Source organism: Enterobacter sp. UPMP2061 (assembly GCF_053709615.1).
Window position 1 is genome coordinate 186,205 of sequence record NZ_JBSKJP010000003.1, and the last position, 19,423, is coordinate 205,627.

The window sequence follows — 19,423 nt, forward strand, 5'->3', positions numbered from 1 at the left end:
TGCACACTTTGCCCGCTGGTCGCGGGCGCAGGAGGGGACTAAACGAATTTCGCCAGCGGGTCAGCGGCGGCAAAAGCGACCGCTTTGTCTGCTGCTGGCGGGTAAATCAGTTCGTTGGTGATGGCGACTTTGATCTTTTTGCCTTCCTCGCGCACGGATTTAACGCGCTGTTCCCAGCCCTCGGTGTATACCGCGCCCCAGCCACCTAAATCCAGACAGGTGACGTAGTTCACCTGACGGTAAGGGTACGGCTCCAGATTTAACAGGCTGGCCGCCGCGTTGTGTCCGGCGAATTTCCCCAGCTGGATCGCGTGCTGGCAGGTCATCAGCGCCGTGTTGCCCGCATCGTCCGTTTTGGCGTGCGCCATATCACCCGTCGCGTAAACCTCAGGATGCGCAGGAACCTGCAACGTGTCGTTGACGATCAGCCGTCCCTGAGTATCGCGTTCCCCGTCAATTTGCAGGCTGAGGAGGTTAGCTTCTACCCCTGCCGTCCACACTACAGTGGCGCTGGCAATCCGCTCTCCGTTTTTCAGCGTTACGCCGCTGGCATCGATGGCTTCAATTTCACTGTTTAAACGCCATTCAACGCCGAGCGCGTTGCTTGCTTCTTCAATTGTGTTACGCAGCGCCTCGCTATAACGCCCGCCGATGGTTGCACCTCTTTCAACTACGATTACTTTAGTCTTTGTATCAGCGCCGAAGCGAGTACGGAGTCGGGCAGGGAGTTCCGTTGCCAGTTCGATGCCGGTAAAGCCGCCGCCACACACGACCACGGTATTACGCTCCGGGGTGGAGGGGCGCGAAACCAGCGAATCAAGATGCTGCTCGAATAATCTGGCGGAGTCGAGTTGGTCGATATCAAAGGCGTATTCAGCCAGACCGGCAACAGGAGGACGTTTAGTCTGGCTACCGGTTGCGAGGATCAGACGTTCCCAGGCGACGTCAGCAATCGCGCCGTTTGAATCGCGATACAAAACGGTTTTAGACGAGGTATCAATACGTTGTGCTTCGCCCGCAATAAAGGCGATACCCAGCTCAGCAAACAGTTCGGTCAGCGGCGCGACCATCGTCGACACGTTCTCTTCATAAAAGCGTGGGCGAACGCGTAGCTCCGCAACAGGGGCCAGCACGGCAATGCTGAGGCTATTGTTACCCGCCAGAGCAGAAAGGCGCGCGGCGCTGACCGCAGCCCACATACCGGAAAACCCACTACCCACAATTAAAATCTGCTTTTTCATACTCGATCCTTTAGTGCGTCAGGCTGTATGTCTGACATAACTGCCACTATACTTGTCGGAGTTAACTGCGACAACTTCTTTCTGAGTTAAAAATCGTTATAATGCAGCGAACAATGACCCGGAGTGAGCCATGGCGTTTTACAGTTCTGGTGTGGAATATGGCATTCATAGCCTGATGTGTATGGTGGATGCAAAAGGCAATGAACGTGAGATGAGCGTCCGGGAGATGGCGGCCTTGCAGGGCGTGCCGTACGACTATCTTGGAAAAATCTTCACCCGTTTATCACGCGCGGGGCTGGTCATCAGCACCGAAGGCAAAGGGGGAGGCTTCCGGCTGGCGCGTCCGGCAGAGCTGATCAGCGTGCTGGAAGTGGCGCATGCCATTGACGGCGAGAAGAATATGTTTGAGTGTCGGGAAGTGCGTCAGCGCCTGGCGGTGTTTGATGAAACGCCACCTGCCTGGGTCTGTAACGGCCCGTGTGGGGTGCGCTCGGTCATGGACAGTGCGCAGCAGCGGATGGAAGAGGAGTTAGGACGTCATACCATCCTGGATCTTGCGCGGAAGATGTATCGAAAAGCGCCGGACACGTTCCAGATCGAGGTTCAGGAATGGATTTCCGATCGCCGTTCGTCCACGTGAAAAGCCGGGCAGGGCAAAGCCGCTACCCGGCCACCGCGGTTAAGAACGTAAATCAATCACCATACGGCCACGGATCTGGCCCTGTTCCATCTCTTTGAAGATGGCGTTGATATCTTCCAGTGGGCGCATTGTAACTTTCGGTTTCACCTTACCTTCAGCCGCAAACTGGAAGGCTTCGAGCAGATCCTGACGGGTACCCACCAGGGAACCCACTACCTGAATCCCATCCAGGACCAGACGTGGAATATCCAGGCTCATCGCTTCCGGCGGCAGGCCAACAGCCACCACGCGGCCACCGGCGCGTACTGCGTCAACGGCAGAGTTGAAGGCCGCTTTCGCTACCGCCGTCACCACCGCCGCATGTGCACCGCCGGTTTTCTCCTGAATCACTTTTGCCGCATCTTCACTGCGGGAGTTCACGGTTAAGTCTGCGCCCATGCTGGCAGCGAGCTTCAGCTGCTCGTCATTCACGTCAATGGCGATAACCTTCGCATTGAAGACATTTTTGGCGTATTGCAGCGCGAGGTTGCCCAGACCGCCCAGGCCATAGATCGCAATCCACTGGCCGGGTTTGATGTCAGAGACTTTTACCGCTTTGTAGGTGGTGACCCCGGCGCAGGTGATGCTGCTGGCCGCCGCAGAGTCCAGTCCGTCCGGAACTTTAACCGCGTAATCCGCGGTTACGATGCACTCTTCCGCCATGCCGCCGTCAACGGAGTAACCCGCGTTTTTCACGTCACGGCACAGCGTTTCGTTGCCGGTATTACAATATTCGCAGTGGCCACAGCCTTCGAAGAACCACGCCACGCTTGCACGATCGCCTACTTTTAGCGACGTGACGCCAGGACCAATCTCTTTGACGATACCAATCCCTTCATGGCCGAGGATCACCCCGATTTTGTCGCCAAAATCGCCATTCTTAACATGGAGATCGGTATGGCAAACGCCACAGCACTCCATCTTCAGCAGCGCTTCACCATGTTTGAGCGCGCGTAAGGTTTTTTCTGTGACATTAACCTGATGATCCTGAGTGACAACAGCAGCCTTCATGTGTTTCTCCTTTCATGATGAGTATCTGCATAGCAGGTCTGATTACCCATTAAGGATTAATACTTTGGCGCTGTAATGCAAGGCAACCGCAACATAATGTCATTATTTGATGCATTTTCGGATTAAGAAAAGGCTGTACCCCTCATAAATTGGGGTGAAAAACACTGGCCCGGCGACGCCACCGCCGGGCTCAGATTTACAGTTGCGCTTCTATGACCTTAATCTCTTTTCGCCATTGCGCCTGTAACTGCGGTTTTTGGTGTTTTGGCTTACGCGCCAAATCCTCTTCCAGCAGCGTTTCCAGGGCAACCAGGCGTTCGAGCAGATCGTCAGACGCTGAAGAGGGTGCCTTCGATGCGGCCTTCGACGCTTCAGGTACAACCGGACCGGTGTCCTCACGCAGACGCTCAAACACCGCCTCCGCATCGTGCCATTCGCTCAGCCTGCCGTCCTCAATCAGCCAGAAGCGGTTACAGCTCTGGCTAATTAACTGACGATCGTGGCTCACCAGCAGCACTCCGCCTTCAAACTGTTGCAGCGTTTCCGCCAGCGCCTCTTTGCCTTCCATGTCCAGATGATTGGTCGGTTCATCCAGCATCAGCAGGCTATAACGGGCAAGCGTCAGGCCGACGAACAGCAGGCGCGAACGTTCCCCGCCGCTCAGCGTACTGACTTTTTGCCCGTGACGCGCCCACGGGAACCCGGCACTGATGAGCGCCATTTTACGGGTCTGCGGATCTGGCGCGAAAGGCTCCAGCGCATCAAGCAGCGCCGCATCGTCTGGCAACTGGTGCAGCGTCTGGTCGTAGTAGCCGGGTGAGACGCGCGGATGACGCTTAAGCCGCTCGTCCGCGATCTCGTCGCGAAAATGTCGCCAGATAAGCTTCAGCAGCGACGATTTTCCGCAGCCGTTACGACCCACAATCGCCACGCGATCGCCGCTCTTCAGCCGCGCGCTGTCGAGAGTAAACAGGTCTGGCAGACCCGGCGCCGGGGGGACGCCGAGGTGAGTCATTTCCAGCAGGCGGTCGGCCCGAAGCGCGTCCCCGCGCAGGGTTAAGGTCCACGGGCTTCCCGCCGTCAGTTCCGTCTGGGTCTCTTTCAGGCGTTCGACCTGTTTTTCCATCTGCTTAGCCTTACGGGAGAGATCTTCGTTGTCATAGACCTTGCCCCAGTTCGCGAGACGCCGTGCGCTGGCCGTGACGCGGTCGATCTCTTTTTGCTCTGCCTTATGGCGCAACGCATCGCTTTCGTCTTTTGCGTCGAGCGCCAGACGGGCGGCAGTGCAGGGAAGGGCAAAGGCGTGCAGCGTTTTATCGCGCAGGATCCAGCTGCCGTTGGTTACCGCGTCCAGCAGTTGCCTGTCGTGTGAGACCAGCACAAAGCTGCCGGACCAGTTTTGTAGAAACTGCTCCAGCCACAGCAGGGTCGGCAGGTCAAGGTGGTTGCTCGGTTCGTCCAGAAGCAGCAGATCCGGATCGCTTATCAACGCTCGTGCCAGCAGCAACCGCGTATGCTGGCCGCCGCTCAGCGTGGCGGAGGTTAACGCCGTTTCCTGCGTCGTGAAGCCCATTCCGGCCAGCAGCGACTCGGCTTTCCAGCGCAAACTGTCGCGCTCACCGATCGGCAGCTGCGCCAGCACCGCATCCAGCATGGTCAGGGGATCAAGAGTCTCCGGCAGATGTTGTTCCACGCGCGCCAGCAGGCAATGCCCCGCCAGTGAAACGGTTCCGGCAGCAGGGGACTGCGTCCCGTCGAGGATTTTCAGCAGCGTACTTTTTCCGCAGCCGTTATCACCCAGCAGGCCGATGCGATCGCCTTTTTTCAACGTAAAGGAGAGAGAGTCGAAGAGCGTGCCGAACGCTGTATCAACGCGTAAAGAATGTGCAGTGAGTAAAGTGCTCATTGTTGCTTACCCAGGAGTTACAGGCATGTTTATGCCTCGTCAAACATCGCTGACGATAACTCAGTAAGCCCGAGAGAAGGGATTTCAGGGGTTGGTGTCTTCGCTCAAGCAGAAGTTATCGCAGCACGATACCGATAACGCTTGAGCTGGTGCGATCACCAAATGTATGTGAAACATTGAAAATTTCACAGTACAGCATAATTGGCCTCCTTATATATTCAGTAGGTTAATGGATGAAGGGAGTGTAGCGGGGGAAAATGGGTTTGGCTAGTGGGAGGTGCCGTATATTCCCCTCACCCAGCCCTCTCCCCTTTGAGGAGAGGGCTGGGTGAGGGGCAATGCTTAAATAGAAGTACGACGATAGCTACGGTATTCCGGCATCCAGAAGTTATCGTCAATCGCCTGCTGCAACGCATCGGCAGAGGTTTTCACCGCGACGCCTTGCTGCTGCGCCATTTTGCCTACCGCGAAGGCAATTGCGCGGGACACTTTATGAATGTCTTTCAGCTCCGGCAGTACCAGGCCTTCACCGTTATTCACCAGCGGTGAGTGACCTGCCAGCGTTTCGCTCGCGGACATCAGCATTTCGTCGGTGATGCGTGACGCGCCGGAGGCGATAACCCCCAGACCAATACCCGGGAAGATATAGGAGTTATTGCACTGTGCGATGGGATAGAGTTTGTCCTTCCACAGCACCGGATCAAACGGGCTGCCGGTCGCGACCAGTGCCTTACCTTCTGTCCAGGCGATGATATCCTGCGGCGTTGCCTCCACGCGTGAAGTCGGGTTAGACAGCGGCATCACGATAGGGCGTTCGCAGTGCTTGTGCATCTCGCGAATAATCTCTTCCGTGAAGAGGCCGGTCTGCCCGGATACGCCGATCAGAATGTCCGGCTTCACGTTGCGCACCACGTCAAGAAGCGAGAGCACTTCGTTATCCGTATCCCAGTTTTTCAGGTTTTCACGCTTCTGCACCAGTTTGGTCTGGAACGGGAGCAGGTTTGGCATACCGTCGGTCAGCAGGCCAAAACGGTCCACCATAAAGACGCGGGAGCGAGCCAGCTCTTCGCTTAAGCCTTCGCGCTGGGTCTGGGCAATAATTTGCTCGGCGATGCCGCAGCCTGCGGAGCCTGCACCCAGGAAGACAATTTTCTGATAGCTGAGCTGGCTGCCTGCCGCACGGCTCGCGGCAATCAGCGTCCCCACGGTCACTGCCGCAGTGCCCTGAATGTCATCGTTGAACGAGCAGATCTCATCGCGGTAGCGGTTCAGCAGCGGCATGGCGTTTTTCTGTGCGAAGTCTTCGAACTGCAACAGCACGTCCGGCCAGCGGTGCTTCACGGCCTGGATGAAATCATCAACAAACTGATAGTACTCGTCGTCGGTAATGCGCGGGTGACGCCAGCCCATGTACAGCGGATCGTTCAACAGCTGTTGGTTGTTGGTCCCTACGTCCAGCACCACCGGCAGGGTGTAGGCCGGACTGATCCCGCCGCAGGCGGTATACAGCGAGAGCTTACCGATGGGGATCCCCATCCCGCCAATGCCCTGGTCGCCAAGGCCCAGAATACGTTCGCCATCGGTTACCACGATCACCTTGATGTTGTGATTAGGCACGTTTTGCAGAATGTCGTCCATGTTGTGACGGTTCTGATAGGAGATGAACACGCCGCGGGAACGTCGGTAGATCTCTGAGAAGCGTTCACACGCCGCGCCGACGGTTGGGGTGTAAATGACGGGCATCATCTCTTCGAGATGGTTCTGCACCAGGCGGTAGAAGAGGGTTTCGTTCGTGTCCTGGATATTACGCAGGTAGATGTGCTTATCGATTTCGGTTTTAAAGCCCTGATACTGGATCCAGGCGCGTTCCGCCTGTTCTTCAATGGTTTCAACCACTTCAGGCAGCAGACCCAGCAGGTTAAAGCTGCTGCGCTCTTCCATGCTAAAGGCGCTGCCTTTGTTCAGAAGGGGAAACTCCAGTAAAACCGGACCGGCGTAAGGAATATAAAGGGAACGATGTTTTTTCAGTTTGTTGTCCATGTCACTCACTCTTTTTAAGAAGATCCGTCCCTGACACTGCTGTTTGTCATCTTTCTGGCCTGTGCTACGGGGTGCGGTCGGGCGGTATTATAAAGGAGCTAAATATTAATTACCGCAACACATAAACAAAAACACCACCGGGGTAACCGATGGTGTTGTGGATTTCGTACTGGAACTTACTTGCCTGCCTGACGTTTCCTGCCGGTGGCGTGGGTCACTTGCGTTTCGCTCCCCTCTTCAATAACCACTTTGCGCTGGTTAGAGAGCTTGTAGTTCAGTCCCAGAATGTGGCGTGCCTGACGGTTCGATTTCATATTAACTCCTCAATCCCGTTGATAGTTTTAAGGACAAGTTTGCTCACGCAAACGAAATGTAACCCCTTAGGTTGCAGATCCAGCTTAGCAGGTTTTTACAAAGGTGCATTTTGCCCGCTGACCACATAGTTGATGGTTTGCTGGTAGATGTCACTGAGGATGTCATTGTCTGTGGCTTCCACCCACCTGGTCAGTTCCATCAAAATGTCATCTTCGGTAACAACACCGTGCTCCACCTGGAGACCCTGCGCAATCGCGTTAACGAGTTCGGGTTGTGCTGCTGTGGTATGTGCCGGGTAATAAGTAAACATGCTGCCTCCGTGTCGTTGTCTGTTTAATGTTACGGCGTGCAAAATCGTAATTCGCATTCAGATTGGCAAATATTTTCGCCGTTGTGGTTCAGATTCGTCCTGGAAATAAAAATATCATCTCCCGTAGCACAGAAATAAAATTCAGGGTTTCCAGCGGCGTAAATTTGTCGTTTTTTCATAAGGCATGGGCGTTGGCCAGGAAATCAACTCTACAATGCTGCCCCAGGGGGTTTGCCCATAGCAGAAAGCATTACCTTCACCTTGCTCATCCGGAAACGTGAGCGGCTTTGGCGCGGTAAACATCTCCCCGCCAGCAGCGGTGAAAGCGGCTATCGCCTTATCAAAATCATCAACATAAACAGCAAAATGCTGGAGGCCAAAGTCGCTGGCGCGGGCGGGCATTCCCTGTTCAGGGCCATGCATTTCGAAAAGTTCTATGCCGGGTCCGTGGGGCATGACGAGCATGCGAATGGCGTGAATTTTTGTGCCGGGAAATAATTTTAAGGTGTGCTGCTGGGCGGGCTGATCAATATTATCGGTTTGCGCATCGACAGAATGATATAAAACCTGGGCGTCGAAAGCGCGTTCAAAAAATAGGGTGGCTTTTTCAATGTCGGGCACCGTAATACCGATATGGTCGATGCCCCTTACTGAAGATGGCATAGTTAACTCCTGCTATAAAAAATTTAAATATAGCAGGAGATAATCAGGCTATTACCACTTCATTTCGCCGGTATTCACTTTGGCACTCAGTTCCAGCGAACTGGCTTCCGCCAGATTCGGCCACTGTTTTTTCATTGTGTTGATGACGCCGGTTGACGCTTTATCTGCCGTGAGGGCCTGTTCAAACTGCTGTAGATAGCGACGGGTAAAGTCGATAGCGCCGGTACCTGCTGGCGGTGTCCCCAGGTAGTGGCCCGGAATAACGTGTTCGGGCTTAAGGGCTGCCATGCTATCCAGCGTCTGCTGCCACTGTTTGCGGTTTTCCGGCGTTTGGGTATCTGCCGTCCAGACGTGAATGCCCCATGAGACGCCCGTGCCGCCGAGGATGGTTTTTGCGGATGGGATCCAGACATACGCCGCATAGCTCTCAGGCTCTTCAATATTCACTCTCTCACCGTCAATCATAAAGGTGGTTGAGGCAAGCACTTGCGGCACGTAGAGCTGCGTCGGCGCGCCGTCTTTCATCTGTGGCCCCCAGAAGGCGAGCTTCGCGTCTTTTGTGGCCTTGATATGGTCCACCACCTGTTGCGTGGCGACAACTTTGGCATTAGGGAAGGCTTTCACCAGCGGTTGCAGGCCGAAATAGAAATCCGGATCGCCGGAAGTGATCACGATTTTGTTCAGCGTTTTACCGCTGTGGCGAATTTTTTCTACCAGCGCTTCGCCATCTTTCACGCTGAACTGGGCGTCAAACAGTACCGCCTCTTTCGGGCCAGACACCAGGGTGGAAGAAACGGCAAAAATGCCTTTTTCCTGCGGGTTGTACGTATCAACGGTCAACGGCGCGGCAAAGACGGCCGGAGTGAAAAGGGTTGTCAGCAAAGCAAGGCGGGCGATGGTCATGGTCATCTCTCTGTTCTTCAGGAAAGTCTCTATTGTACGGATCTCTTCATTTGCCAGAATTCCTGAAACAGGAGATGCTTAGTTTCATAAATCGAGCAAATGGAGGTCAAAATGGATCGCGTTATTGCCGCCCAGGTGTACAACCGCATCTGTGAGCTGGGGAGTTTAAGCGCGGCGGCGCGGGCGCTGGGGATCTCCCGTCCGATGGTGAGCCGTTATCTGGAGCAGATGGAGAAGTGGGCCGGGGCGCGGCTGGTGAACCGCTCCACCCGCAAGCTGACGCTGACGGCGGCGGGAGAGAAGGTCCTGCAAAAGACGCGTACGCTCTCGCAAATTTCTCAGGAAATTGAAGATCAGTCAGTGAAGGATTTACCCTCAGGCACGCTTCGCGTCGCCTGCGCGCATTTCACCGCGATGCAGATTATCGCTCCGGTGCTGCCCGATCTGTTGCAGCGTTACCCTCAGCTGCGCATTGAGCTGGATGTTAATAACCATCCGGTAAGCCTGGTGGGCGAGCGAATTGACGTGGCGATCCGCATCACCGATAACCCCGAACCGGGCATGATCGCCCGCCGACTGGGAGAGTGTCGGTCCGTACTTTGCGCTTCGCCGCACTACCTTGCCAGCCGGGGCGTTCCAGAGCAGCTGGAGGATTTAGCCCGGCACAACTGCCTGCATTACAGCTTTTTTGCCGGTCAGTCGTGGCGTTTTTTGACGCCCGAAGGGGAGCCGATCACGACAGCGGTCAGCGGCAATCTCAGCGCCAGCATCTCGTCACTGCTGATGGAGGCGGCGATAAACCACTGTGGTATTGCCATGCTGCCCGAGCGCGAGGCTGACGCGGCGCTACGGCAGGGCAGCCTGGTGCCGGTGCTCAGCGCCTTTACGCCAAAACCAATCGGTATTTTTGGTATTTATCAGTCGCGAGACTATCAGCCTGCGGCGCAGCGTGTGTTCCTCGACGCGCTGGCAAACCACCTTGCCACGCGCTCGGACTAATCTGTCTTCCCTGCAAAATGGATTATGCGTCCTATACTTATCCCTTTGTAAGCCAAAAGGAGAGCAAGAATGACGATTCATAAGCACGGTTCAGCACACTGGTCTGGCGACATCAAACGCGGCAAAGGGACGGTCTCAACAGAAAGTGGCGTCCTTAACCAGCAACCTTACGGCTTTAACACCCGCTTCGAGGGCGAAAAAGGGACCAACCCGGAAGAGCTGATTGGCGCAGCGCACGCGGCCTGTTTCTCTATGGCCCTGTCGCTAATGTTGGGCGAAGCGGGTTATACCGCCGATTCCATCGATACCACGGCGGATGTCTCGCTGGATAAAACCGACAGTGGTTTTGCCATCAGCAAAGTGGCGCTGCAAAGCAAGGTGACGGTCCCGGGTATCGATCCGCAGCAGTTTGACGGCATTATTCAGAAAGCGAAGGCGGGTTGTCCGGTGTCGCAGCTGTTGAAAGCCGAAATCACGCTGGATTACAAACTGAACTGATATCTGGCCGGGCAAATGCCCGGCTAACCTTTCACCGCCGCAGGGAAGACCTCGGCAAGCCACGCAATAAACACTCTCAGGCGATGTGTTAAATGCCGACTCTGTGGATAGACTACGTGAAAAGGATACGCCTTAGGACGCCAGTCGCTCAGGACCTCTACCAGCGCGCCCGTTTCCAGATGCGTTCTCGCAGCATAGCCAAACGTCTGAATAATCCCTAAACCCGCCAGCGCCGCGGCCAGGTGTGCGTTGCTTTCATTGACTCCAAGATGGTGCGGAACGCTGATCTCCAGCGGTTCACCCCGATCGAGGAACCGAAACGGGAATGCGCGTCCGGTAACGGGGGAAAGGTAGCTAATCAGCTTATGGCCGTTGCGCAGCTCCTGCGGATAGGCAGGGATGCCGTGAGTCTTAAGATAGCCCGGCGTCGCGCAGGCTATCATCCGGGCGTCACCGATATGCCGGGCGATAAGCGAAGAGTCATCCAGCGGGCCGCCGCGGATCACGCAGTCTACGTTTCCACTGATTAAGTCTACCGGACGGTCGGCTACCCCCAGGTTGATGCGCAGGTCCGGGTAGCGCTGAAAAAAATCCGGCAGCAGGGGGATCAACACGTCCCGGGCGGTTGACCCCCCCACGTCGATACGCAAATGGCCTTTAGGCGTGCAGCACGATGCGCGAAAGGCGGTATCAATGTCCTCTATATCGATTAATACCCGCAGCGCTTTCTCGTAGTATTCCATGCCTTCTGCCGTCGTGACCACCCGGCGCGTAGTACGATGCAGCAGCCGTGTTTCCAGGTGCGCTTCAAGTGATTTTACCAGCTTACTCAGCGTAGCTATCGGCATGTTCAGGGAGTCTGCCGCTCGGGTAAAGCTTCCGGATTCAACCACCCGCGTAAAGGCGCGCATTGCCATTAGCTGATCCACACAGATCTCCTCTGATTATTTCCTGCTGTGAAAATTCATTTTCATTTTTGCCCGTTTATCACGAATCCCGCAAGATCTAAAGTCTGCCTGACGCGGGCAAACGCTCCTCTTTTACATCACAACAGAAGGTTATGAGTATGAATACAACGCTTGCAGGAAAAATCGCTCTGGTGACCGGCGGCAGCACCGGTATTGGTCTCGCAACGGCACAGGAGCTGGCGGCGCAGGGAGCGAAGGTCTATATCACCGGACGTCGTCAGGCCGAACTGGATGCCGCGCGGGCAGACATTGGCGCGGCGGCGGTAGCTATCCGCGCGGACGTCTCCAGAATGGCCGATCTGGATGCGGTTTACGCGCAGATTGCTAAAGAAGAGGGACGACTCGATATTCTGTTCGCCAACGCCGGGGGCGGCGACATGCTGCCGCTGGGCGCCATCACCGAGGAGCAGTTTGACCGGATTTTTGCCACCAACGTGCGCGGCGTGCTGTTTACCGTCCAGAAAGCGCTGCCGCTACTCTCCTCTGGTTCATCCATTATCCTCACCGGATCGACGGTTTCAATTAAGGGGACGGCGAATTTTAGCGTCTACAGCGCCAGTAAAGCCGCCGTGCGTAACTTTGCCCGCTCCTGGGCGCTGGACTTACAGGGCCGCGGGATACGCGTCAACGTCGTCAGCCCTGGCCCCGTGAAAACGCCCGGTCTTGGCGATCTGGTTCCCGAAGAACAGCGTCAGGGATTATACGATGCGCTGGCGGCCCAGGTGCCGCTGGGTCGCCTGGGCGCGCCGGGCGAAGTCGGAAAAGCCGTGGCGTTTCTGGCGTCCGATGCCGCCAGCTTTATAAACGCCACGGAGCTGTTTGTCGATGGCGGGATGGCGCAAATCTAGCGGTTACGCCAGCAGCGTACGCTTCGGTCTCCGGCTGCGGGCTGAAGCGGCTGCGGCCGTTCGCATCCTTCATCTGCCAGCGGGCAGCGGTCGCGGAAGTAGCAGCCATCGGGCAGGCGGCGATTACCGGGGAGATCGGTTTTGCGTAATGCCAGATCTTCGTCCAGCGGTTCTCCGGTACGGGGAACGGAGTCAAGCAGCAGCTGCGTATACGGATGCCGTGGCTTGCCCAGCACCTGGTCCGCCGGACCCAGCTCCACGATCTGCCCCAGATACATTACCGCCACCCGGTCGCTCATGTGACGGACCACCGAGACGTTGTGCGAGATCAGCACGTAGGTCAGATTTCGCTGCTGTTGCAGGGCAACCAGCAAATTGAGGATCTGCGCCTGGACGGAAATATCCAGCGCGCTGGTGGGTTCATCCAGCACGATGATGTCCGGATCCGAAGAGAGCGCCCGGGCAATAGCGATGCGCTGGCGCTGTCCACCCGAAAACGCATGCGGCAGGCGATCAAGATATTCCGCCCGAATGCCCACCTGCTGCGCCAGCGTCTCAGCCAGCTGACGACGCTCCCGTTCGCTGCGGCGTTGCTGTATCCACACCGGCTCGGTAATGATGAGCCAGACGGGTAAACGCGGGTCGAGGGACGAGAGCGGGTCCTGAAATACCATCTGCATACCGCCTGCCGCATTCGCGCGCTGACAGGCACCGGTACTCGGTTTGAGCATGCCCATCAGCAGCTGCGCCAGCGTGCTCTTTCCGCAACCAGATTCCCCCACAACGCCCAGCGTTTCGCCGCGATGGATCCGGAGATCCATGCCGTTGAGGGCGTGTACCTGCTCCGTCACGCGCCCCAGCCAGTTTTTGCGCGCAGGAAAATTCACATGCACGCTATCCAGTTCCAGCAGTACCTCAGACATGGCGTGTCTCCTGTTGTGGGTACCAGCAGGCAGCCTGCTGGCCTTCTGCACCCGTGGAAATTAAGCGCGGCGTTTCGCTGCATTTCGCTCCGGCAGCAAAACAGCGCTCGCGAAAAGCACATCCGCGCGGGAGGTGGCTGAGGTTAGGCACCGTGCCGGGAATGGCCGGAAGGATCTCGCGCGGTTCACCATTTTCCGGGGCACACCGCAGCAGGCCAATCGAATAGGGATGCACAGGATGGTGGATCAAGGTCTGCGTGCTGCCGCTTTCGATCACGCTGCCCGCGTACATAACGTACATCCGGTCACAAAGCTGCGACACCACCGCCATATCGTGACTGATAAACAGCACCGACGTCCCGCTGGCGCGCGCTTTGTGTTTCAGCAGACGCAGCACCTGACGCTGAACGGTCACGTCCAGCGCGGTGGTCGGCTCATCGGCAATGATCAGCTCCGGCTCGCAGGAGAAGGCAAGGGCGATCATCACCCGCTGGCGCATGCCGCCGGAAAGCTCAAACGGATAGCGATCCATCACCTGTGCCGCATCCGGGATTTGCATCTCGCCCAGCAGGGCGATCGCCTTCTGCTGCGCGTCGCGGCGGGAAAGCGACTGATGCTGGCGGATCACCTCCACCATTTGCCTGCCAATCCGGCGCGTGGGGTTGAGCGCCGTCATCGGCTCCTGAAAAATCATCGCCACCCTGGCGCCGCGCCACTGACGAAGCTGTTTTTCCGACGCGTTCAGGACATCTTCCCCGAGGAGCGTGACCCGTCCATGGTGAATATGGTAACTGCCTTCCGGCAGCAGGCGCATCGCCAGCATCGCGGTGACCGATTTTCCCGAGCCGGATTCGCCCACCACGCCGACAATTTCACCCCGGCCAATCTCCAGCGAAACGTGGTTGAGCGCGTGGACGTCACCGCGAAAAATGGGGAAGCTCAGGTGCAAATCTTCAATTGATAATACGGAATCACTCATGACTGCTTCCCTCCTGATTTGGGATCCAGCAGGTCGCGAAGACCATCGCCAAACAGATTAAACCCAACTGCCGTGATCAGAATTGCCGCCCCCGGAAACGCGCAGTACCACCACTGGTCAAGCACGTAGTTACGCCCCACGGCCACCATCGCGCCCCATTCGGCGGTGGGTTGCTGCGCGCCTAATCCAATAAAGCCCAGCGTGGCGGCCATCAGAATGGCGCTGCCGATATCCAGCGACGCCTGTACGATCAGCGGCGGCAGGGCGTTACGCAGGATATGCCAGCTGATCAGGTGCCAGCGCGACGCGCCAAAGGTGCGGGCGGCCTGTACGTAGGTAAACTGGCGCACCACCAGCGTTTGCCCGCGTGCCAGCCGCACGTAAAACGGAATGCGTACAATCGCAATCGCCAGCATCGCGTTAAACAGGCTTGGGCCGAGCGCGGCGGCCAGCGCCATCGTCAGCACCAGCGAGGGGATGGAGAGCATAATGTCCATGATACGCATAATGATGGCGTCGCCGCGTCCGCCGAGTACGCCGGACAAACAGCCGAGCAGAGAACCGATGCCGCCCGCAATCACCACCACCGCCAGCCCCGCCGTGATGGACTGCTGGCTGCCCACCAGCACGCGGCTGAACAGATCCCGGCCCACCTCATCGGTGCCAAACCAGTGCTGGGCAGAAGGCGCCTGCAATCGCGCGGTCAGATCCAGCGCGTTCGGATCGTGCGGGACTATCCACGGCGAGACCACCATCATCAGCAGCATCACGATCATAATCACCCCGCCGATCAACGTGAGCGGGCTTTTGCGTAACATCCAGAACAGCTTTGCCCAGTTGATGCGCTGTTTGGCGGTGCTGACGGGGACGGGCGTTTCCTGAGTTAACATCATTCGGCACCTCCGCGCCCGATTCGCGGGTCGATCCACAGATACAGCAGATCCACCACCAGATTGACGAAGACATAGGCCAGCGATACCACGACCGCGAAGCCCATGACGGCAGGGAAGTCCAGCGCCTGAATGGAGGTCACCACCCAGGCTCCCATTCCCGGCCAGGCAAACACGGTTTCGGTAAGGACTGCCCCATACAGCAGATCGCCCAGCGCCAGCCCGAGCACGGTAATGGAGGGGATCATGGCATTGGGTAAGGCGTAGCGCAGCACGATGTACCAGCCCGGCAACCCGCTCGCGCGGGCGGTACGAATATAATCCTCGCTCAGCTGCTCCAGCATCGCGGAACGCACCTGACGCGCCACAATACCCAGATGCACAAAGGCCAGGGTCAGGGAGGGTAGAATCAGGTGCTGTAGGGCGTTGAAAAACACCTCGCCGTTGCCTTCCAGCAGGGCGTCCAGCAGATAAAAGCCGGTAACGTGGGCAGGCGGATCGAGCCAGTCGTCCAGCCTGCCGCCGCCAGGCAGAATTTGCAGTTGCCCGTAGAACAGAACGATTACCCCCAGTCCCAGCCAGAAGGCAGGCGTCGAGATGCCCGTCATCGCCATCAGTCGCGCCAGGTGATCCAGCCAGCGGTTACGGTACACCGCCGATAAAATGCCCAGCGGCACGCCAATCACCAGCGCCAGCAGCAATGAGCAGAAGGCCAGCTCCAGCGTGGCGGGGAAAAAGGCTTTCAAATCTTCCGCAACGGGGCGACCGGTGCGAATGGAGGTGCCCAGATCGCCGTGCGCCAGCGCCTCTACATAGCGGCCAAACTGAATATAGAGCGGTTGATCCAGCCCCAGCTGCTGGCGGATGCCCTGCACGATTTCATCGCTGGCGCGGTCACCGGCCAGCAGGCGGGCCGGATCGCCGGGGATCAGGTGTGAAATAATAAAAGTAATAATACAGACACCGGCCACCACCAGGATTAACCCCCAGCAGCGCTGGCGCACGATGCTCCAGAACGTCATACACTTCCCCCCGGCGTGGGCCGTTACTTACTCATGGTGGCGATGTTAAAGACCTGCTCAAGCATCGGATTAAAGGTGAAGCCTTTGACCTCTTTGTTCATCGCCAGCTGGTAGTTCTTCTGGAACAGATAAACGTAAGCCGCCTCGTCAATCACCACTTTCTGCGCCTGCTGGTAATCTTTGGTGCGTTCCGCCTGATCGGTGGTTTTCAGTGCCGCCTGCAACAATGCATCGACCTCTTTGTTCTCATAGAATGAGCGGTTACCCGGCAGCCCTTTTTTGTCCGATTCGAACCAGTAGTTCATGAACATGTACGGGTCAGCGAAGTCCGGGCTCCAGTTACCAATCGCAATGTCATAATCACCTTTGCCGACGCGGTCGCGCATGGTGGCGTTCGCCAGTTTCTCGAGCTTGACGTTAATCCCCAGCTTGCCCAGGCTCGCCTGCGTGGAGAGGGCGATAGGCTCCCAGTTCGGGTCGTTATCGGAGTAGAGGAACGTCAGGCTGGCCGGTTTATCGGTGACTTTCTCCAGCGCCGCTTTGGCCTTAGCCTCGTCAAAGCTGTACTGCATGGCGTTCGCATCGAAGCCCCACATGCCCTCCGGGATCGGGCCGCGCATCTGCTTGCCGTTCCCGCTGAGAATGCCTTTCACCATCCCCTGATAATCGGTGGCCCAGGAGACCGCGCGGCGCAAATCCACCTGATTCATCGGAGGCTTACTGTTGTTCAGATAGAGGTAGGTCACCCGCAGGGACGGGTATTCCGCCACGGCCACTTTGCCTTCCTGCTTCAGGGCAGCAAGCTGATCCACCGGCAGGGCGTCGGCGATATCCAGATCGCCACGGGAAAGTTGCAGGCGACGCGAGGCGCTTTCACCGATAATCTTCACCGAGACGCGCTTGAAGTGCGGCTTTTCACCCGGCCAGTGTGGGTTGGGCACCATCACCAGCTGCTGACCTTTCCGCCAGCTTTTCAGCATAAACGGTCCGGAACCCGCGGTGTTTTGCGCCAGGAAACCGCGCGCATCGTCGGCGGCATTGGCTTTCAGCACCGCCGGGTTTACGATCGACGCGCCGTCATTGGCCAGCGTGTAGAGGAACGGGGCGAACGGCTGGCTGAGGGTGAATTTCACCGTATGCTCATCCACCGCGTCCACTTTCAAATCTTTCGGGAACGCTTCGGAAGGTCCCTGGTTGATTTTCAGCAGACGTTCAAACGACAGCTTGACCGCTTCGGCGGTCACCGGCGTGCCGTCGGAGAATTTTGCATTATCTGCCAGGGTGAACGTCCACTCTTTCTGGTCGTCTGACGCCTTCCAGCCCGTCGACAGATCGCCTTCCACCTCCGTGGTGCCTGGCTTGTATTTCACCAGACGCTGGTACGAGGGGTAGGTCACCGTCCAGTCGTTGTTATCGATAGTGACCGCCGGATCCAGCGTTTGCGGATCGGCAGCTTTCCCAATCACCAGCATATCTTTTGGCACCGCCGCCAGCGCGAGAGGGGCGCTCAGGGCGAGCGTAGCGGCAATCAGGGTTGTAAGCAGCGTAGTTTTCATGGCCGGGCTCCAGAATTAGAGTGAGTGTGTGGTCGGATAACAGGCGAACTGGTCATCTAACAGCGGGTAGCTGGCGGCGTTCGGCAGTTCGAAATGCCACCACTCGCTGCTGATGCCCACAAAACCGCCGCCGTACATCACGGCGTTCAGGAGCAGACGATTTCGCTGCGCCTCGGGCGGAACGGAAGGGTGCCAGGCATGAGAACGGTCGTGCATTTCGTCAAACCCGGCGCCCATATCCAGCACGTTGTCGTGTTCATCCATCAGCGTGACGTCAATGGCGGTGCCCCGGCTGTGGTTAGAGCCAATTGCGACATCCACCACGTATTCCGGATTGGGGCAGGCATCCCAGAGTTGCGACTGCGCCTGCTGGGGGCGGTAGGCGTCGTAAACCACCAGCTTCAGACCGGCCAGCGCGGCGATGCTGATCGCTTTCGCCAGCGCGGTGGCGGCATCCGTATGCAACAGGCACGCGGCGTGCTGGTAGATCGGGCGGCCAGTGATGTTATCGGCGGTCGCGTATTTCAGATCGATATGCAGCGTGGGAAAGGTTTTCGCCACATCAATCAGTTGACTCTCTTCAGGCATAGCTCCGCTCCTTTAGCGTTCAAATTGACCAAACTCTTGTTGTAGTTGTCGGTTGATTGCCAGACGTTCCGGCAGCGCATCGCCCAGCGCCTCCACAACGCCCGACAGCAGCAGGTTGAAGAGACAGCTCACCGGCGCCAGCGAATCCCAGAAATGGCCGGTATCGGTCTTCACCTGGAGTAAATCAATCGGATAATCCCGCGCCCACGGGCACCAGATATCGGTGATCAGCGCCATCGCCAGGCCTTTTTCGCTCGCCACGCGGCAGTACTGGCGGGCAATGGCGGAGTAGGCGCGGGTATCCGTCAGCACGATATACGGGTTCGCAAAGCCGGAGTTAAGAGACTCCACCCAGCTACCGGAGAGCCCTTCGGAATAGCTCACACGCGGGCGCAGATACTCCAGATGGCTGAAGAACGCATTGGCGATCCCGCGCGTGGACTGGATCCCCAGCACGAAGACGGCGTCGGCATGGGTAAGTTGCTGGACCACCTGCCTGAACGTTTCGCTTTGCGCCAGCTGGTAGACATGGGCAATGGCGTCCACCTCCAGCGACAGGGAGTGCTGAAGGCGACCCGACAGCGGCTGTTGCTGCTTCCAGGAGTCGAGACGCTCGTTAATGCCCCAGGGCTGGTGGGGATCGCGCAGGCTTTTTTTGGCGTCGTCCAGGTTGCGATAGCCCAGCTTGCGCAGAAAGCGTCCGACGGTGATCCCGCTGGTTGCCGTGGCCAGTGCCACGCTCTCTGCCGTTTCAAAGGGGATCTGCCCGACGTGCGCCAGCATCCAGCTTGCCACCCGCTTTTCGCTCGGGGTGAGCTGGCTAAAGGTCGCTTCGATACGGCTCAACACCTCAGGTTTGGTCGTCATACCGCCTCGCTGTTAACTGGCTGTCAAAGGCCGGGTTTCTGTTACCGGATTAACAATGCAGGACGCGTGCCATGTTCACATTGCGGCGAAAACGCGCTGTGCAGCAAAGTTAATGCAATATTTGTTTAACAGATGCTCAACATTTGTGCAGCGTAGTTCACTTTTGGTGCAGTGTCCGGCCTGAGCGGTATCTATTTGGTGAATACGTCAGCCTCTT

The 19,423-nt window shown here is 57.3% G+C and carries 20 protein-coding genes; 4 read left to right on the forward strand and 16 right to left on the reverse strand.

From position 1 onward, the window contains the following. Positions 1 to 38: 38 nt before the first annotated feature. The gene (locus ACWKXX_RS09695; RefSeq protein WP_017382309.1) at positions 39 to 1,241 is read right to left on the reverse strand and encodes an NAD(P)/FAD-dependent oxidoreductase; all 1,203 of its coding nucleotides are present in this window, start codon (positions 1,239 to 1,241) and stop codon (positions 39 to 41) included. A gap of 130 nt (positions 1,242 to 1,371) precedes the next feature. On the opposite strand from ACWKXX_RS09695, the gene ACWKXX_RS09700 reads away from it, so the two are divergent. Further along, positions 1,372 to 1,881 (forward strand): RrF2 family transcriptional regulator, encoded by a 510-nt coding sequence (locus ACWKXX_RS09700; protein ID WP_261666222.1) that lies wholly within the window; start codon positions 1,372 to 1,374, stop codon positions 1,879 to 1,881. Between the two features lie 39 nt (positions 1,882 to 1,920). Here ACWKXX_RS09700 and adhP read toward each other — a convergent pair whose 3' ends face one another. From adhP to ACWKXX_RS09735, 7 genes are all read right to left on the reverse strand, one after another. Next, positions 1,921 to 2,931: an alcohol dehydrogenase AdhP gene (adhP, locus tag ACWKXX_RS09705; protein WP_261666223.1), complete on the reverse strand. Its 1,011-nt coding sequence runs from the start codon at positions 2,929 to 2,931 to the stop codon at positions 1,921 to 1,923. 196 nt (positions 2,932 to 3,127) lie between these two features. Then, positions 3,128 to 4,837, reverse strand: a complete 1,710-nt coding sequence (locus ACWKXX_RS09710) for an ABC-F family ATP-binding cassette domain-containing protein (RefSeq protein ID WP_023296662.1) — start codon at positions 4,835 to 4,837, stop codon at positions 3,128 to 3,130. A 342-nt stretch (positions 4,838 to 5,179) separates the two neighbouring features. Then, entirely contained in the window at positions 5,180 to 6,877 is a 1,698-nt protein-coding gene (locus tag ACWKXX_RS09715) for an NAD-dependent malic enzyme (RefSeq protein WP_006810704.1), read from the reverse strand. A gap of 176 nt (positions 6,878 to 7,053) precedes the next feature. Next, entirely contained in the window at positions 7,054 to 7,191 is a 138-nt protein-coding gene (sra, locus tag ACWKXX_RS09720; protein ID WP_000841561.1) for a stationary-phase-induced ribosome-associated protein, read from the reverse strand. 95 nt (positions 7,192 to 7,286) lie between these two features. Next, a complete protein-coding gene (gene bdm / locus ACWKXX_RS09725) occupies positions 7,287 to 7,502 on the reverse strand; it encodes a biofilm-dependent modulation protein (RefSeq protein WP_454540807.1) in 216 nt (71 codons plus the stop codon). 141 nt (positions 7,503 to 7,643) lie between these two features. Beyond that, positions 7,644 to 8,165 carry a VOC family protein gene (locus tag ACWKXX_RS09730; protein WP_017693390.1) on the reverse strand — a complete coding sequence of 174 codons (522 nt, stop codon included), beginning with the start codon at positions 8,163 to 8,165 and terminating at the stop codon, positions 7,644 to 7,646. A 51-nt stretch (positions 8,166 to 8,216) separates the two neighbouring features. Further along, a complete protein-coding gene (locus ACWKXX_RS09735) occupies positions 8,217 to 9,068 on the reverse strand; it encodes a Vmh family MBL fold metallo-hydrolase (protein ID WP_023303769.1) in 852 nt (283 codons plus the stop codon). A 111-nt stretch (positions 9,069 to 9,179) separates the two neighbouring features. Here ACWKXX_RS09735 and ACWKXX_RS09740 point away from each other — a divergent pair, with 111 nt between their 5' ends. Both ACWKXX_RS09740 and ACWKXX_RS09745 read left to right on the forward strand, forming a co-directional pair. Beyond that, positions 9,180 to 10,067: a LysR family transcriptional regulator gene (locus tag ACWKXX_RS09740; protein WP_023303768.1), complete on the forward strand. Its 888-nt coding sequence runs from the start codon at positions 9,180 to 9,182 to the stop codon at positions 10,065 to 10,067. A 69-nt stretch (positions 10,068 to 10,136) separates the two neighbouring features. After that, positions 10,137 to 10,565: an OsmC family protein gene (locus tag ACWKXX_RS09745; protein ID WP_003857069.1), complete on the forward strand. Its 429-nt coding sequence runs from the start codon at positions 10,137 to 10,139 to the stop codon at positions 10,563 to 10,565. A 23-nt stretch (positions 10,566 to 10,588) separates the two neighbouring features. Here the strand turns inward: ACWKXX_RS09745 and ACWKXX_RS09750 are convergent, their stop codons facing one another. Continuing rightward, positions 10,589 to 11,494, reverse strand: coding sequence for a LysR family transcriptional regulator (locus ACWKXX_RS09750; protein WP_023296658.1), 906 nt, complete (start codon positions 11,492 to 11,494; stop codon positions 10,589 to 10,591). Positions 11,495 to 11,631: 137 nt separating this feature from the next. Between ACWKXX_RS09750 and ACWKXX_RS09755 the strand changes: the two genes are divergently transcribed. Next, positions 11,632 to 12,381, forward strand: a complete 750-nt coding sequence (locus tag ACWKXX_RS09755) for an SDR family oxidoreductase (protein WP_003857073.1) — start codon at positions 11,632 to 11,634, stop codon at positions 12,379 to 12,381. Here ACWKXX_RS09755 and ACWKXX_RS09760 read toward each other — a convergent pair. From ACWKXX_RS09760 to ACWKXX_RS09790, 7 genes are read right to left on the reverse strand one after another with little or no spacing between them, the layout of a single operon-like run. Then, complete coding sequence (locus ACWKXX_RS09760) at positions 12,378 to 13,304, reverse strand: oligopeptide/dipeptide ABC transporter ATP-binding protein (protein WP_261666224.1); 927 nt, start codon at positions 13,302 to 13,304, stop codon at positions 12,378 to 12,380. The two genes, ACWKXX_RS09755 and ACWKXX_RS09760, sit on opposite strands and share 4 nt — an antisense overlap. Next, positions 13,297 to 14,283: an ABC transporter ATP-binding protein gene (locus ACWKXX_RS09765; protein WP_032648372.1), complete on the reverse strand. Its 987-nt coding sequence runs from the start codon at positions 14,281 to 14,283 to the stop codon at positions 13,297 to 13,299. Before ACWKXX_RS09765 ends, ACWKXX_RS09760 begins: the two co-directional genes overlap by 8 nt. Beyond that, positions 14,280 to 15,176 carry a D,D-dipeptide ABC transporter permease gene (gene ddpC, locus ACWKXX_RS09770; protein ID WP_006810694.1) on the reverse strand — a complete coding sequence of 299 codons (897 nt, stop codon included), beginning with the start codon at positions 15,174 to 15,176 and terminating at the stop codon, positions 14,280 to 14,282. Before ddpC ends, ACWKXX_RS09765 begins: the two co-directional genes overlap by 4 nt. Continuing rightward, a complete protein-coding gene (locus ACWKXX_RS09775) occupies positions 15,173 to 16,195 on the reverse strand; it encodes an ABC transporter permease (protein WP_261666225.1) in 1,023 nt (340 codons plus the stop codon). The genes ddpC and ACWKXX_RS09775 overlap by 4 nt, the downstream gene beginning before the upstream one ends. Positions 16,196 to 16,218: 23 nt before the next feature. After that, positions 16,219 to 17,751, reverse strand: a complete 1,533-nt coding sequence (locus ACWKXX_RS09780) for an ABC transporter substrate-binding protein (RefSeq protein ID WP_193360851.1) — start codon at positions 17,749 to 17,751, stop codon at positions 16,219 to 16,221. Between the two features lie 15 nt (positions 17,752 to 17,766). After that, positions 17,767 to 18,339 (reverse strand): D-alanyl-D-alanine dipeptidase, encoded by a 573-nt coding sequence (ddpX, locus tag ACWKXX_RS09785; RefSeq protein WP_017382319.1) that lies wholly within the window; start codon positions 18,337 to 18,339, stop codon positions 17,767 to 17,769. Positions 18,340 to 18,351: 12 nt separating this feature from the next. Then, positions 18,352 to 19,206 (reverse strand): MurR/RpiR family transcriptional regulator, encoded by an 855-nt coding sequence (locus ACWKXX_RS09790; RefSeq protein WP_023303764.1) that lies wholly within the window; start codon positions 19,204 to 19,206, stop codon positions 18,352 to 18,354. Between the last annotated feature and the right edge of the window lie 217 nt (positions 19,207 to 19,423).

Excerpts from the sequence above, each read along its gene's own strand:
- ACWKXX_RS09695 (WP_017382309.1), bottom strand. The coding sequence starts at position 1,241 with ATGAAAAAGCAGATTTTAATTGTGGGTAGTGGGTTTTCCGGTATGTGG.
- ACWKXX_RS09700 (WP_261666222.1), top strand. The coding sequence starts at position 1,372 with ATGGCGTTTTACAGTTCTGGTGTGGAATATGGCATTCATAGCCTGATG.
- adhP (WP_261666223.1), bottom strand. The coding sequence starts at position 2,931 with ATGAAGGCTGCTGTTGTCACTCAGGATCATCAGGTTAATGTCACAGAA.
- ACWKXX_RS09710 (WP_023296662.1), bottom strand. The coding sequence starts at position 4,837 with ATGAGCACTTTACTCACTGCACATTCTTTACGCGTTGATACAGCGTTC.
- ACWKXX_RS09715 (WP_006810704.1), bottom strand. The coding sequence starts at position 6,877 with ATGGACAACAAACTGAAAAAACATCGTTCCCTTTATATTCCTTACGCC.
- sra (WP_000841561.1), bottom strand. The coding sequence starts at position 7,191 with ATGAAATCGAACCGTCAGGCACGCCACATTCTGGGACTGAACTACAAG.
- bdm (WP_454540807.1), bottom strand. The coding sequence starts at position 7,502 with ATGTTTACTTATTACCCGGCACATACCACAGCAGCACAACCCGAACTC.
- ACWKXX_RS09730 (WP_017693390.1), bottom strand. The coding sequence starts at position 8,165 with ATGCCATCTTCAGTAAGGGGCATCGACCATATCGGTATTACGGTGCCC.
- ACWKXX_RS09735 (WP_023303769.1), bottom strand. The coding sequence starts at position 9,068 with ATGACCATCGCCCGCCTTGCTTTGCTGACAACCCTTTTCACTCCGGCC.
- ACWKXX_RS09740 (WP_023303768.1), top strand. The coding sequence starts at position 9,180 with ATGGATCGCGTTATTGCCGCCCAGGTGTACAACCGCATCTGTGAGCTG.
- ACWKXX_RS09745 (WP_003857069.1), top strand. The coding sequence starts at position 10,137 with ATGACGATTCATAAGCACGGTTCAGCACACTGGTCTGGCGACATCAAA.
- ACWKXX_RS09755 (WP_003857073.1), top strand. The coding sequence starts at position 11,632 with ATGAATACAACGCTTGCAGGAAAAATCGCTCTGGTGACCGGCGGCAGC.
- ACWKXX_RS09760 (WP_261666224.1), bottom strand. The coding sequence starts at position 13,304 with ATGTCTGAGGTACTGCTGGAACTGGATAGCGTGCATGTGAATTTTCCT.
- ACWKXX_RS09765 (WP_032648372.1), bottom strand. The coding sequence starts at position 14,283 with ATGAGTGATTCCGTATTATCAATTGAAGATTTGCACCTGAGCTTCCCC.
- ddpC (WP_006810694.1), bottom strand. The coding sequence starts at position 15,176 with ATGATGTTAACTCAGGAAACGCCCGTCCCCGTCAGCACCGCCAAACAG.
- ACWKXX_RS09775 (WP_261666225.1), bottom strand. The coding sequence starts at position 16,195 with ATGACGTTCTGGAGCATCGTGCGCCAGCGCTGCTGGGGGTTAATCCTG.
- ACWKXX_RS09780 (WP_193360851.1), bottom strand. The coding sequence starts at position 17,751 with ATGAAAACTACGCTGCTTACAACCCTGATTGCCGCTACGCTCGCCCTG.
- ddpX (WP_017382319.1), bottom strand. The coding sequence starts at position 18,339 with ATGCCTGAAGAGAGTCAACTGATTGATGTGGCGAAAACCTTTCCCACG.
- ACWKXX_RS09790 (WP_023303764.1), bottom strand. The coding sequence starts at position 19,206 with ATGACGACCAAACCTGAGGTGTTGAGCCGTATCGAAGCGACCTTTAGC.